Raw genomic sequence first — 15,167 nt, forward strand, 5'->3', positions numbered from 1 at the left:
CGCTCCTTGATTACTCAACTATGATTCCACTCGTTTTAAAGCTGTTTTCACTCTTGCTATCACTTCAGTCCAATCACCCGGCTTGTCCTGACGGAAAAGCCGCAGCGTTGGATACCATGAACTGTCTTTTCGTTCAAGCTGCCAACGCCAATCCGGAGCAAACGGTACGAGCAGCCATGTTTTCTTTCCCATAGCCCCGGATAAATGAGCTACTGCTGAATCCACTGTTATAACTAAATCAAGATTTGTTATCAAACCTGCCGTTTGGGAAAAATCAACCAAATCCGGAGAAAAATCTATAACAGCATCATTCGTTGTCGTTAAATCAGCTGCATGACTGCCCACTTGCAGATTAATCCACTTGACCGTTTTTACAGATAAAAGGCTGCTAAACAGCGAAAACGGGATCGAGCGATTGCGGTCATTATGATGCTGGGGATTTCCGGCCCAAACAATACCCCCTCGCGCCAGTAGACCGCCACATATGCCGTCAAGCCGTCGCCGCCATTTTGCGACTAAGCCGCAATCCGGCTTTATATAGGGAACCGTCTGAGGAATGCTCGTTGCCGAAGTATTCAGTATCACCGGCAGACTGGGTAGGGAACAGGCAAAATCATAGTGACCCGGTGGTACATTCTCACCGGCATAAACAGTCAAAGCCGGATAAGAAGCTGCTATCAAACCCGCTAATGGCTTCTGCACCCATAAAACAATTCCCGACGCTAACTTCGCTATTTTATCTACATAGCGAATATATTGAATCGTGTCGCCAAACCCTTGTTCATAAAAAAGCAATATCTTGGATCCTGTTAAGTTTTCTCCCCGCCAGGGGCGTATTCCCGCGGCCCGCTTCGTACTCTGCTTTAATCGCAGCGCATCATAGGATTGCCAGCCAAGTTCATATTTCCCCTGCAAAAGGTACAAAGTTGCAAGCGAAAATGCAGCATCAGCATAATCCGGCTGCAACCGGATTGCCTGTTTTAGACAGGATTCGGCTTCCGCCAATCGTTTCATCGTTTTATAACAGTTCCCCAGATTATAATAGGACTCCGTATACCGGGAATTCAAAGCAATGGCATGGCGATACAATTTCTCTGCTTCATCTAAACGAACAGCTTCCTCTAATACCAACCCCAGATTATTATATACTTCCGGACAATGAGGATTGAGTTCAATCGCCTGACGCAGACATGCTTCCGCATCGGTCAAGCGATGAGTATCGAGAAAAACCAACCCCAGATTATTATAGCTATATGAATCGTGAGGATCCAAATCAATGGCCCGGCGGAGAAAAATCTCCGCTTCCGCCAACTTGTTCATTCTTTGCAAAACCAAGCCCAAATTATTATAGGCCCGGGAATATTGGGGGTCAAGTTGAATCGCCCGGCAAAAAGCCACAACCGCTTGTTGAAATTCTCCCCTCATCGTCAATTGTATTCCATAGTCTAGACACTGACTGGCCGTCATGGGCTGCTCCTCTGCGCACACAATAAAAGTTATTTTTTTACCACATATTACAAGTAATTGCTATTTTTTAATTCGACGAATACGTTGGCAACTCCTTCGCGGCCGGCGGTTGATTCAATAATGTTTTCCCTCATATCGGCAGGCTGCATTGATCTGCAGCCGCTGCTTTTCCGGAATTGTGTCCCAGGCTTCCCATGCAGCTGCATAATATTCACGGAGTATCGTTTCTTTTTCTTTCTCAGCCATTGGCGGTGGAGCAACGACATAAACCGTAATATTGCCAAATTTATATGTTGCATCATACTTGCGTTCCATCTGATCACCTCAGTATAACTTATGAGGCGGTTCGATGGGGACAACACTTTATATTGACTGTTTTTACCGTTTATTTTACTATTATAATATACTGTTAAATTCTGCCAAAGATTAAATGTGTCCCTAAGAGGTGATCGCTGTGGACAATAAACGGAATACCAGCCTCAAAGACCTTGAGCCGGCTTGCTTCTATCTTCGCAAATCCCGTGAAGATCAGGAAGCGGAAGCCCGTGGCGAAGGAGAAACTTTAGCTAAGCATAAAAAAGCGCTTTTCCGCCTTGCCAAAGAATACGGCGTAGCTATTACGAAGGTGTTTGAAGAAATAGTTTCGGGGGAAAGCCTCATCCACCGACCGGAAATGCTGGAATTACTTAAAGAAGTCGAAAGCGGCAGCTGGAAATCGGTATTTTGCATGGATATTGACCGGCTTGGCCGCGGCGGCATGCAGGACCAGGGACTTATCATTGAAACGTTTAAAAATACAAATACTAAAATAGTTACGCCGCGCAAAATATACGATTTAAACGATGAATTTGACGAAGAATACACCGAATTTGAGGCGTTTATGGCCCGAAAAGAATTGAAGATCATTACCCGGCGCCTGCAAGGCGGTCGGCTGCGCTCCGTTGAGGACGGCAACTATCTTGGCACTGTGCCGCCATACGGCTACCAGATTGAGAAAAAGGATCGCAGCAGGTATTTGGTTAAAAATCCGGAGCAAAGTACCGCCGCCGCGTTAATTTGGAAACTATACCAACAGGAAGATATGGGGACTAACAAAATTGCCAATGAATTAAACCGGCTCGGCTATGTTTCATACACGGGGAAAAACTGGTCTGCTTCTTCTATCCTGTCGATGCTGAAAAATCCGGTCTATGCCGGTGTTATAGCCTGGAAGAAAAAAGAACAAAAAAAATCTGCTGAACCCGGAAAAAAGCGGGATACCAAATCCCGGCCCCGCAGTGAACAAATTTGGATATATGATGCTCATGAACCTTACATTTCCCTTGATGAATTTCACAAGGTTCAGGATAAACTAAAAAAGAAGTACCATCCTCCATTTCAGCTTATTAACGGTTTAGCCAATCCGCTTGCCGGACTAATCAAGTGCGAACTGTGCGGCCTGTCCATGGTTTACAGGCCATACTCCAACCAAAGAGCCCACCTCATATGCTACAACAGACATTGCCATAACAAAAGCAGCCGTTTTGAATATGTAGAGGATGCGGTTATAAGCGGTCTTGAACATTGGCTCAATCAGTACCGTGCCCAATGGGACGCCAATCCCCAGGCAAAAAAAAATAATAACATGGCCTGCTTAAAAGAAAAAGAACTAAAAAAGCTGCAGAAAGAACGTAATGAGCTAGCCCGGCAAAAGGACAATTTACACGATCTGCTTGAAAAAAAAGTCTATGATATAGAAACCTATCTGGACAGGTCAAAAAAGCTTTCCGAACGAATCACAAACGTTGACAATGCCATATCCGAAACTGAGACCAGCCTGGCAAATGAAATCATGCGCCGAAAAGCCCAAAAAAGCATTATGCCGAAAGTAAAAAATCTTCTGGACATTTATCGAAAGGCGACAAGTCCGGAAGCAAAAAACAAACTACTGAAGTCAGTTTTGGAGTATGCGACATACTTAAAAGAGCCAAATCAAAAAGGGCGAGACTTCTCGCTCGTGCTGCACCCTAAGCTGCCGCAGTGACATTTACTGATAAACACATGAGGGGAACTCATTCCCTTCCTTATCAACACCGATGGGATCATACAAACTTACTTCGGCCCGGGTTCTGCGGGTGCTTCGCAGATGCATTAGAATTTCATTTGCTATTCTCACGCAACGGCTCAGCAGTATTCCCCTCAGTTTCAGTAGGTCCATCGCCGCTCTCCGAAAGGAATTCATCCGGCGGCAATTCAATTCCAGCGCTGTCGTCAGAGCCAAATAAATATACATGAACATTCTCGCCGTCCCAAACTACCTTTTTCACAAAGGTGCGTAAGGCGGCGCGTTTTTGTTCAACGCTCATATCGTCTATCGTATCCCTAAAGGTTGTGAGCATCTGACGGATAATATCAAACTCAATATTAGAAAGGGCATGACTGGCTGTAAGGCTCTCCATTTCAGAAATATGGCTTTTCATTATTTCGCCCTTGCCGTGCAGCTCATCAATTTGTTTAACAATATAACTCTCGGCTGCTGTGCCCGCCGCTTTAGTGAGTGACGATACCAGCGCGGTAATCTCTTTTTCATTCTCCGCAAGCACACCGCGCAGGCGATCTAAATTATCGTCATATTCTTCACGATTGCCTTCCAGTTGTTTTTTCCCGAGTTCAAGCTGACGGATAAATTCTGAGCTGTCTGCGCCAAGTCTTTTTATTTCTTCACACACAACTCTGTCAAGCATATTTCCATTAGCGTTCTTCATCTGACAGACATGAGAACGACTCTTTTCCTTCATGGCACAAAGATAAGAATAAATAAACTCTCCGTGTGCATCTAGGCGTTTACTTAGTTTAGGACGCATATAGTCACCGCAGGTGCAAAATAAAAGACCGGAAAGCAGCGCGACATTGCTTCTGGGTTTACGGAAGGACTTAGACCGATTCTGTTCTAAATATTCCTGTACCGTAATCCATTCCGTACCTTTGATTAGACCTATGTGCTTCCCCACAGCCACAATCCATTCGTCCATGGGGCGTATTTGGTTAGCCTTACCGGACTTTTGAATCGTACGGTTATAGGCCATGATGCCATGCGTGCTGTCAAAATCTTCTTTTTCGGCAAACAATTCTACCTCGTTTTCGACTAGGTAACGATAAGCATCTTCATCAGCAATCATATATACCGGATTGGTAAGAATATTACGGAGAGCAAAGCGGGTAAACAATTTGTTGTTTTTCGTTTTATAACCGTTTTGAATGAAGTACGTTTCCGTTTTTGTCAGTGAATTTGTTTCCAAAAACACTCTATAAATCTGTTTAATGATTTCTGCTTCTTCGGGAATGAGTGTTAACTTACAGGCTTTTTTTGTTTTTCCTTCTACCGTTATCTTCTCCACTGATTCAGACTTATACCCTGTGGGCGTTCTGCCACCAAGCCAACGGCCGGTTTTGGCTAACTCGTGCATATTATCACGGATACGCTCAGCTATCGTTTCACGCTCTAGCTGCGAAAATACAGAGGAAATATACATCATGGCTCTACCCATAGGAGAAGAAGTATCAAATTGTTCCTTAATAGAAATAAAGGAAACATTCAAACCATCCAATTCCTCAATCAGCTTGGCAAAGTCACCTATGTTACGGCTTATGCGGTCAAGGCGATAGCAGACGATAGCAGAAAAGGTATTTGCCCTTGCATCAGCCATCATCTTCTTAAAGTGAGGACGCTCCGTATTTTTTCCCGAAAATCCTTCATCTTCATATATTAAGATACTTTCGTCATTGCAATTAGGGTAATGGGCACGAATATACTGCCTGCATAGCTCGACTTGATTTTCGATACTTTCGCCCTTCCCTGTAAATTTAGATTTACGAGAATAAATGGCAATCTGTTCCGTATTTTCTTTCGTTTGCTTCACTTTATCGCACCAGCCTTTTATGTTCTATATTGTCATTTATTATAACACAGCGTCCACAATATAAAACAGGACAAAAGACAAGCCGCTAATCCTAAATTTAGGATTAGCGGCTTGTCTTTACCAGCGATTCAAGAAAAACTCTTTAATGAACGAGGCATATTGAACCTACATCAAGCTAAGCATCAATTCTCCGTTTTGTGCAATATCATACTGGAATAGCTTAATTTCTTTGCCCTCAAATTGCTTCCTTTTTTGAACGTAGTCCACAACATCCGCGTCAAACCGTTTGGCGATGGCACTAACTCGCACCATGTTCATATCACCCTGAACCTTTTTATGAATAAACCATGCTTCATAGCCAATCAATTGCCGGAGAGCCTTAGCATCAAAACGATCTAGTTTTACTTCTATTATGTCGTAAGACATCGTTTGCTGTTTATTCTGAGGGTTGCCAAAAAACAAAAGAATATCAATCTCTGTCCCGAGATTAGTGGGGACATAGCTCAGATAGTCGGAGTAGTTCCCAAATATATCCTGAAATTCACCTTTAACAAAAGCACCCAACAGTAATGCCATGAGAGACGCTTCATAGCGTGGAAGGTGACCGCCGTCCATTTTATGAATTTTCTCAAATAGATTTGCCGGCTTAACGGGGTAGGGTTCCATAATGATATTTTTGCTCATCGTAAATGGATTAATTTTCAGATATTCTTGTAATAAAATATCAAATTCTAAATCAGAAATAGAGAACATTGCATTCGTGCCGCTTGCACGTTTAAGTGCAAAAGTCCATATTTTGCCGGAGTTTCTTAAATCAAAAATATCATTAAGGCGCAACGGCTTTGCGAAGCTGTATTGCGTGCTTTCCAAGCGATAACGAAAGGGATATGTTTTATCACTCCACACTGGTGTATCATCATAAAATGGTTTGCCTGCGGCCTTCCATATTCCCCTCAGTTCCTTTACGCCTGTTACATAAAACAGTATGTAATCGCCCTCTTTAACAATAGCCATTCGGGAAAGTAGCGCATCATTCGTGGCCAGTTCGTTTTTGGAGCCGGAAACAGCTTCCGGCAATCCTACGATTCCTCTGTGCGTACAAATAGCATAATTTCCTTCATCGAGCACAAATATATGCGCAGGCATACTCCTTCACCTACCATTTCAAAATTGTCATTGCTGAGCCATCAACATAACTGCCGCGAGTGCATTCATAAACCTTTTGTTCCGGTACTGTACGGAGAAGCCAATTTGGCGAATCACATTCCACGAAATTACTCTGCTGCTTTTTGTTGATTATCATTTCATGCGCTACTGTTTCACCTGGCAAAGAGGCATGCCCGCCCCAAAACCCCTTTGCGGCCCGTGAAACCTTGTAACTGGTAACTTTTCCGTGTTTTGAAAAAACTACAATACAAGGCTTTTGCGTTAATTCCACTAAACGATAGCTGCAAGCCTGTTTTGATACCATAAACTCAATTGCCAAACCTGCAATGAGAGCAAAATCAATCTCAGCTCCCAACATCAGCAACAAAAAACGGTCCTGCGGCATTAGCAATTCAACAGCGAAACGGTTTGCCTCCGCTTCGCGCCCTTTATGCTCCATACTGGTTTCTGAGACGTTACACTTGATACCAAGCTGGCCATCTTTTGAAAAACTCGGGGGATGATTTAGAAAGTAATGCCCCAGCTCATGTGCAAACGTAAAGTTGTGGCGAGCGGTATTATCAATGCGCGTGTTTACAAGAATGCCGCGCTGGTCTCCCTTAAACACCAGCATCCCGTCCCATTTATCGGGGTAGTCTTTTTGTTTGTATTTGACACCTTCACTGTCGGCAATAGCACCGAGCGACAGAGCTGGAATATCACCGACTTTTTTATCCGATAAAACCTGCTTTGCCTTTGCAACGGGGTCAGCTATTGCAATCATCCCCAAACATTTCTTTGATATCGCGCACGGCTTCATCCGAAAGCCCTTGCATTTCACCACGCGCGGCGATTCCGATTTCTAATTTGTCCTCGCCTTGTTGCGGGAACGGCACAATATTGGATGCTGTCCGCTTTACAGAAATATCCTTCGCTGCTTTCAGTTCGTCGCACAGCGCCATCAGCTCGTCCACTTTGGCGACGATGCGCTGCTGCTCGGCAAGAGGCGGAAGGGGAAGAGGCAAGTGAAAAAATATATCTTTATTTAAATGAGGAATTGCTGCACCCTTTTTTGAGTTTCTAAGCAAATCCTTGTGTAATTCGATGAACCTAAGAATAAACGGCAACCATAATGCTTCTACAATATGAAGCACTTTGAATGTACTCCCCATGTAACCTTCCATAGGAGAAATAAAAACTTCACCAGAATTTTCGCCATCTACCAAGATAAGTTTAGTTCCTTCTTTTATGAATTTACCCTCATCAACTATCGCGGGCGTTTTTTGTCCTCTTAATACTTTTGCCTCAAGATAAGGCAATGGGTTTCCGCTTGCTTTTTCCCCTTCTAATAAAGAGACAACTCCACCCAGCCTGCACCACATCCACCCATCCGGCAAATCGTATGGGATTTCGTCCTCTGCAATAGGCGGCAGGGGCTTTTCTTTTTTGATTTTGCCTTCCCTGACAAGCTGTGCTTTTTCCTGCTGAATGCGTTTTAGCAATTCCACTACTGGTTCGTCATGGACATTTTGCGGCACAAGTTTGCCCTGCACCGCTGCTTGCAGGATGGACTTCGGCAAATATTCGGCAAAGCGGCTTTCCAGCGCGTCCAGCTCTTTTTCCGCTGCTTCCAGTTCGTCGCATAACGTCATCAGTTCGTCCACTTTGGCGACGATACGCTGTTGCTCAGCAAGAGGCGGGATGGGAATCAACATAGTCTCAACCCCTCCCACGCGGAGGTGTTGTACAGTCAACCCCACTGGCTTATCTTGAACATATTCCATCAGGTTTGGATTTTGAAGAAAAAACAAAATGAACTTTGGAACAATAGTCTCTGGCATCAATCTAATTAGCATTAACCGTTGACCAAGACAAACTCTTATATTTTGAGGCAACATGCAAACTTCCCCCATTGGGGCTTCTCTGGTAATAATAATGTCGCCCGCTTCAGGAATGCAGCGAGCACTCCACCGTTCAAATGTATTCTCGGTAACAAATTTTAAGCCTTCCGGTTGAAATTTCCCATTGCGTACATTCGATGTGCGCATAAGTGGTATACCTGATTTAGAATAAGGCGCAGTTTTATTGTGGCAGTCAACGACCAAACCAGAGCATTGCATTAAAGTTGCCCATTTCCAACCATCCGGCAAATCAGAAACATCATCTGGAATCGTCTGTTTTTTTTGCTTTAATTGCTGAATTCTTGCTTCGTCTGCATTAGGATATTCGGACTCAAGAAGTTTCTCTCTTTTTTGAGCAATTCTATCTAATAATATGGATGCCGGTTCGTCGTGGACGTTTTGCTGCACAAGTTTGCCCTGCACCGCCGCTTGCAGGATGGATTGCCGGAGTTGGGCAGCTTTCATAACGCATCCCCCTGTTCCATGGCGGTGGTGATGCGCTCCAATATGTTTTCAATCCGTGCGGAAATGGCGGCTTTCTCATTTAGATATTCCACGATAAACTCATCAGGCGGTAGAATCTCCACTGTGTCGTGGGGAAAGCTGCAAAGGTCGAGGTTATAGTCACCGCTCGCGGCAATATCCTCAACCGGCACATATTGTGAGACTTCACTTTCAATACGATTGTTCCACCACTCGCGTACAGGATCGAAGTGTGCGTCCAGCATAGGACGCGTTTTAGAGAAATGCTTATAGCCCGCAGGCATTTCCAGCCGGTAGAACCACACGCCTTTTGTCGGACGGCCCTTGCGGAAAAACAGCAGATTTGTGTTGATGTTGGTGTACGGCGCAAATACGTCTTTCGGCAACCGCACGATGGTGTGCAGGTCGTTTTCTTCCAACAGTTTTTTCTTGATGGCAGATTTAACGCCTGTACCGAACAGGAAGCCATCCGGCAAAACAAGGCCGCACCGACCGCCGTCTTTTAACAGCGCCATGATATGCACAAGGAACAGGTCGGCGGTTTCCGAGTTCCTCAATTCAGCGGAAACGGACTGCGAAATAACCTTTTCTTCTGCGCCGCCAAACGGCGGATTGGTTACAATTACATGCACTCTGTCCTTTTCAGTATACTCGCCAACCGGATGGATAAGTGTGTTTCCGTGCGTGATATCCGGTACATCAATGCCATGTGCAATCAGGTTGGTCACACACAGCAGATATGGAAACGGTTTTTTTTCAATACCCTTGATGTTGGATTGCAGCATCCGGTATTCTTCGGTCGTTTCGATATTGTGGCGGTCAATTACACTGGTGAGAAAGCCGCCTGTGCCACACGCCGGGTCGAGCACCACTTCGTTAAGTTTTGGATCTATCTGCTCAACAATAAAGTGAGTGACGGGACGTGGGGTGTAAAATTCGCCAGCCTTGCCTGCGCTTTGCAGATCTTTAAGCATGGTTTCATACAGGCCGTTAAACAGATGCGCGGTTTTCACTTCGTCGAAGTTGATATCACCGTTTATCTTGTTCACAACCTGTCGGAGCAATGTGCCGGACTTCATAAAGTTGTTGACGCCTTCCATTACGTTGCGGATAAGCCATTTGCGCTTTTTGGTTTCGTTTTTGGTATCCATAGACGAATCCAGATTACGTAAAGCAATAAACATCTTGTCCACATGCGAAAGAAGCGCATCGCCCGTAATGCCCTCGGAATCGTCGGCCCATGTGCTCCAGCGATATTCGCTGGGGATGACCGGCTCGTATTCGGTTTCGGTAAGTTCCCATTCCTGTTCCTTATAATCAAACGCCTTAAGGAACAGCATCCATGTAATCTGCTCGATATACTGCGCGTCGCCGTTGATACCGGCATCTATGCGCATGATATCCTTTAAGGCTTTGGTTGTGTTTGATACTGCCATATTCGGTTCCTCCGTTTATTATGCTGCATAGAGTTCGTGTGTAAGCTCTTTCATCGCTTGTTCGAAATTGGTTTTTCCCTTGAAAATCTTGTTTACGATATAAATGGGAGAACCGAAATCCTTGATGGGGTTGACTTTGAGGATGTCCATGCTTTCTAAGTCAGCGACGCCGGAATCAGCGTATTTCTCAAGCAGAGCATCCAGCACAGAAGCGGCTAGCTCGCCATACTTAGCGAAGTAGTTTCGCTTTTTCACGTTGTTGGCCCGTTCTCTGCGGGTCAGCGGCTTCTGATCAAAAGCCACATGGCAAAGCAAATCGAACGGGTCAAACTCCTGCCCGATTTGTTCTTGCAGTTCCTCAATTAAGATGCCTTGCGCTGCCAGCTCATCCAAAATGGCTTGCTTGCGCTCGGCGCTGTTCCACTCAGTAAGGAAGTCATCTAGCGTGGCGTAGCGGTCACGCACATTGCGGCGGGTGTAGTCGGTCAAAGATTCGGTAATCAGCTTGCCGTCCTTATCGATATATTGCACACGCTGTTTAAGTACGGTCACTTCAACATCATGAACATAGTATTTCTGCCTGCGGCCTCCCGGTGGATCAACAGCGGGTGGCGGTTCCTCGGCTCCATCGCCATCATCTTCCGGCGGGTCATCCGGCAACGGCGGTATTTCTCCATCCGACCCTGGCGTAAACTCGGAGTCCTGCTCCACAGGCCCGTCAAAGTCCGGGTCGGCAAAAAGGCGCGTTGCGTTGCGAAAATCAAAGATAGTAAAGAACATTTTACCCAAGTCTTCGCGGACACGGGTGCCGCGTCCGATAATCTGCTTAAATTCCGTCATACTGTTGATGTTGGAATCCAGCACGATAATTTTCACCATCTGAGCGTCAACACCTGTGGTAAGCAGCTTGGATGTAGTAACCAACACAGGGTATTTGCTGGACACATCGCGGAAGTTATCAAGCTGCTTTTTGCCGATATCGTCATCGCCTGTAATGCGCATGACATATCGTTCATCTTCACCAACAAGATCACGGTTTTCGTTGACAAGTGCTTGCCGCATACGATCGGCATGTTCGGTATCAACACAGAAGAAGATAGTCTTGTCAAACCGGCTATTGTGCTTTCGCAGATAGTTGGAAACAACCTTAGCAACCATTTTAGTACGCTGTTCCAACACCAGTTCGCGGTCAAAGTCGCTGGCATTATATTCTCTATCTTCAATTACATTGCCGAAACGGTCTGTCTGCCCGACATACGGGCGGAAACCCTCGGCATCCTTGTCCAGCAGCACACGGATGACACGATAAGGTGCAAGAAAACCATCATCTATGCCTTCTTTCAGCGAATAGGTATAGATGGGCTTGCCAAAATAGTCGATGTTGGATACGTCTTTATCTTCTTTGGGTGTAGCCGTCAAGCCAATTTGTGTCGCTGGCTTAAAATAATCCAGTATTTCGCGCCACTCGCTGTTTGCCCTTGCGCTGCCTCGATGACATTCATCCACGATGATAAGGTCAAAGAAATTTTGACTGAATTGCTTAAAAACGTTTTTATCACCATCTCCGGTCAATCCCTGATACAGCGCGAGATAGATTTCATAAGATGTGTCAATCTTCCGGTTACGGATGATGGTCATTTTATCTTTGAACGGCGCAAAATCGTTTACATAGGTTTGGTCGATCAGCGCATTACGGTCTGCGAGAAACAGAATGCGCTTCTTAACACCTGCCTTCCACAGACGCCAAATGATTTGGAAAGCAGTATATGTTTTACCCGTACCTGTAGCCATGACAAGCAGCACGCGGTTTTGTCCGCGCGTTACAGCATCAACAGTAAGGTTGATTGCGTTAAGCTGGTAATAACGCGGAGGCTTGTCCTCCCGTTCCATGTAATAAGGCTGGGCTATAATTTGTTCTTGAGTATCGTCAATTTTGTTGATTTGCTTATACGCGGCCCAGAGTATTTCCGGCGATGGGAACTCGTCAAGGTTGATGATATTTTCACTAGAATCAATCCGATTGTGGAATGTGAACCCATCCCCATTAGATGTGAAAACAAACGGTATCATCATGAGCTGGGCGTAATCCAACGCCTGTTGCATGCCATCTCCGATGGCATGGTTATTATCTTTGGCTTCAACAATGGCAAGAGGAATGTGCGGTTTGTAGAACAAAACGTAGTCTGCACGCTTGGCCTCTTTACGCTTATAGCTTCCACCACGGGCGATAATACGTCCTTTGGTGATTGCGTATTCTTCGCGTATTTGAGGCACTGCCCAGCCCGCAGCTTTAATAGCCGGAGTGATATATTGCGTTCTTATCTCCTGTTCGGTTAATTGACTTTTGTTCACTCCAATCCCCCATTCCACTCCTCTGTGCGAATGACAAGCGCAAAAAATACATAATTACAGATAATGACATTGTATCAGAGGGGGTAAGTTCCAACCATATTTTTTCGGCAAAACCTTTTTCCTGGTTTGACGCTGCCGATTTTTTCATTTCAATAGCTAGCAAAACAACAGCACCGTCAAACCATCACCAAACACTACTTTAACACTTGTCCTTAGAATTTACGAGATTACATTTCCGTTCAAGAACCATTTTTTTATTTAGTTTTGCAATATTACAAAAATACTCATTAACTGCTAACGGGTCTCCTAAAGGGTGTTCATTTGCGTTTCTAACCATACACATAGTACAAAACTCATTTTCTGGACATTTAATACATTTAGGGAAATCCCGTTTGCGTAAGCTTCTTAAATATTGTACCTTTATTGAATTGTTCCAAATATCGTTGAGAGATGTTTCATGTACGTTGCCTACAACGTAATCCTGCCAACCAGCACATGGATATACATTTCCATTGTCTGCTATACATATAGATGAATAACAAACACTACAGACAATGTCATCTGGATTCATACTTTTTTTCTTTTCAGCTTCCTTTTCCATTAGCTCTAAATATTTGGGTTCATTAATACTCCTTTGGTTAATAACCTTCTTGACATCATTTATAGACAAACGGTTACTCAGATTTTGTGTTGTATGGTTATATCTTGCTATGATGACATAATCACTTCCAACATTAATATTGTGTGTTTTCCCCCAATCTGTAACATCAATATAACAGTTAATATTTTGCTTTATTATTGGACAACTAATTTGCAAAGGTATATCATTTTCCTTCAGTTTTAATATTGCATTTTTAGTTTTTTCAAAACTTCCTTTTATTTGGGTTATTGCATCGTGAATATTGGAATCCATTGAATATAATGATGTTTGAACACTCAAGAGGGGATTTTTTTTCATTTCTTCGATGATATCTTTATTTAGTAAAGTTAAATTACTAAGAACATTTACGGAAAAGTTGTATTCATTACATTTTTTCAGGAAATCGATAAAGTGATGGTGCATCATGGGTTCACCGCCACTTAGCGTTACATGCAACAAATTCATTTCTTTACATTGTTCTAAAATATTATAAAACAAATCAGGATCGATATGATTTACCTTGTTATCATGTGGGATATAACAATGTACACATCTTTCGTTGCATTTGCTCGTAATTTCTATGTGTAAATTTGTAAGCTGCGGTTCGTTTTTAAAGTATTCATCAAAAAATTCTTGTGTAGATTTTTCAAAACCCTTAGTCGATGAACAATCCTTTTTTTCGCTTTTTGGTTCCACTACCTTGTATGAAAACACCGAGTCTTTTTCATTGCATTCTTGCAAAGTTTCGCCAGATACAACAAACCCGTCCAACTCAAGTAAGCAATAAAATTCTTTAGCATCGACCTTAATTGTTTCAATGTCCGCATTTGTAAATTGTATGCTTATTTTTTTAGCGAGATCATCAAGCGTCTGTGGTTTCTTACCTAAAACAGATAAAAACACCGCTCCGCTCTGCGATACAATTTTGTCTCCAATATCATCTCTGTCATTATTCGCTTGTCTGTACCCGAAATTTCTATTGTCTGTTATATAGCCAAAAAACTTATAGTTTCTGAATATAACATTAGATTTTTGTTTGAAATACATCTACATATCTCCTTAGCAATCAAGCGACGATGTTATTTGCATAACATCATCGCCATTGATCAAATCGTCCATTAGCGTCCGCTTGGTCCTGGAGGATTGCAAGGTCTTCCGCTCGGTTTACTATTCGGACGGCATTGTGCCATCTGTACAGTACTTTGTGCCAAGATTACAGGCTTTTCATATACCATTTTTTCCACCTCCTTTCATCGTCTTGTTGCTTTTGCTATAAAATGCAACATCTTGCGGATCGCCCGGCGGAATTATCTTGCAACTCAGCTCGAGCCACACATTACACATAACTACTGCTTTTGCAAAATAACAATTCAACCAAGAACCCGTTATGTCATAGACGAAAGTTATTTCGGAAAGGCTCCCGTGGACGGTTCCACCGATTCTTTACCGTGATAATTATAATTAAAAAATTCCGCGAAAAGCATAGAACTCCTGCCAAAATTTTAATAATTTGGCAGAGATTCTATGTTTTTCGCCATTACCAATGGTACAGTTCACCGTATCTCCCATAACAGCGAAGAAGAGGGCAATGATTTTGCCCTCTTTGCCCCCAAAATAGAACAATATTCAGCACCACTGTTCTTCCAATATTGAATCCTTTAAACATACGTGAGGACGTTTTCCTTGTACCATTACTTACTTTAATGATACGAAAGAAGAACGAAATCGCTCCGCGATGGCTTAAAAGCATAAAAAAAGATAAAAAGTATGTCCTTTTTGTGGTATTGTTTAATTGCTAAAGAAAACAAACCAAAAGGACGTACTTTTTACTTTATGATTATAT

Annotated in this window: 10 protein-coding genes and 1 pseudogene; 1 reads left to right on the forward strand and 10 read right to left on the reverse strand. The window is 43.5% G+C overall.

Translation table 11 applies throughout. The features are described 5' to 3' along the window. Positions 1-18 precede the first annotated feature (18 nt). Positions 19-1,467: a tetratricopeptide repeat-containing glycosyltransferase family protein gene (locus tag ABFC84_09695; GenBank protein ID MEN6413010.1), complete on the reverse strand. Its 1,449-nt coding sequence runs from the start codon at positions 1,465-1,467 to the stop codon at positions 19-21. 114 nt (positions 1,468-1,581) lie between these two features. Then, a complete protein-coding gene (locus ABFC84_09700; GenBank protein ID MEN6413011.1) occupies positions 1,582-1,782 on the reverse strand; it encodes a hypothetical protein in 201 nt (66 codons plus the stop codon). Between the two features lie 139 nt (positions 1,783-1,921). Between ABFC84_09700 and ABFC84_09705 the strand changes: the two genes are divergently transcribed. Continuing rightward, complete coding sequence (locus tag ABFC84_09705) at positions 1,922-3,490, forward strand: recombinase family protein (protein MEN6413012.1); 1,569 nt, start codon at positions 1,922-1,924, stop codon at positions 3,488-3,490. 27 nt (positions 3,491-3,517) lie between these two features. Here the strand turns inward: ABFC84_09705 and ABFC84_09710 are convergent. The 8 genes and pseudogenes from ABFC84_09710 to ABFC84_09745 form a co-directional block, all read right to left on the reverse strand. Beyond that, positions 3,518-3,631 (reverse strand): annotated as a pseudogene (locus tag ABFC84_09710) (RNA polymerase subunit sigma-70). Beyond that, positions 3,606-5,366: a recombinase family protein gene (locus ABFC84_09715; protein MEN6413013.1), complete on the reverse strand. Its 1,761-nt coding sequence runs from the start codon at positions 5,364-5,366 to the stop codon at positions 3,606-3,608. The pseudogene ABFC84_09710 and the gene ABFC84_09715 overlap by 26 nt, the downstream one beginning before the upstream one ends. 165 nt (positions 5,367-5,531) lie before the next feature. Next, positions 5,532-6,512 carry a hypothetical protein gene (locus ABFC84_09720; protein ID MEN6413014.1) on the reverse strand — a complete coding sequence of 327 codons (981 nt, stop codon included), beginning with the start codon at positions 6,510-6,512 and terminating at the stop codon, positions 5,532-5,534. Positions 6,513-6,522: 10 nt separating this feature from the next. Further along, positions 6,523-7,296 carry an ImmA/IrrE family metallo-endopeptidase gene (locus ABFC84_09725; GenBank protein MEN6413015.1) on the reverse strand — a complete coding sequence of 258 codons (774 nt, stop codon included), beginning with the start codon at positions 7,294-7,296 and terminating at the stop codon, positions 6,523-6,525. Next, a complete protein-coding gene (locus ABFC84_09730; protein MEN6413016.1) occupies positions 7,280-8,878 on the reverse strand; it encodes a restriction endonuclease subunit S in 1,599 nt (532 codons plus the stop codon). Before ABFC84_09730 ends, ABFC84_09725 begins: the two co-directional genes overlap by 17 nt. Next, entirely contained in the window at positions 8,875-10,332 is a 1,458-nt protein-coding gene (locus tag ABFC84_09735) for a class I SAM-dependent DNA methyltransferase (protein ID MEN6413017.1), read from the reverse strand. Before ABFC84_09735 ends, ABFC84_09730 begins: the two co-directional genes overlap by 4 nt. Before the next feature lie 18 nt (positions 10,333-10,350). Further along, complete coding sequence (locus ABFC84_09740; protein ID MEN6413018.1) at positions 10,351-12,684, reverse strand: DEAD/DEAH box helicase family protein; 2,334 nt, start codon at positions 12,682-12,684, stop codon at positions 10,351-10,353. Between the two features lie 199 nt (positions 12,685-12,883). Next, positions 12,884-14,371, reverse strand: coding sequence for a radical SAM protein (locus tag ABFC84_09745; GenBank protein MEN6413019.1), 1,488 nt, complete (start codon positions 14,369-14,371; stop codon positions 12,884-12,886). Positions 14,372-15,167: the final 796 nt, after the last annotated feature.

Source organism: Veillonellales bacterium, assembly GCA_039680175.1.
Classification (GTDB): Bacteria; Bacillota; Negativicutes; order JAAYSF01; family JAAYSF01; genus JBDKTO01.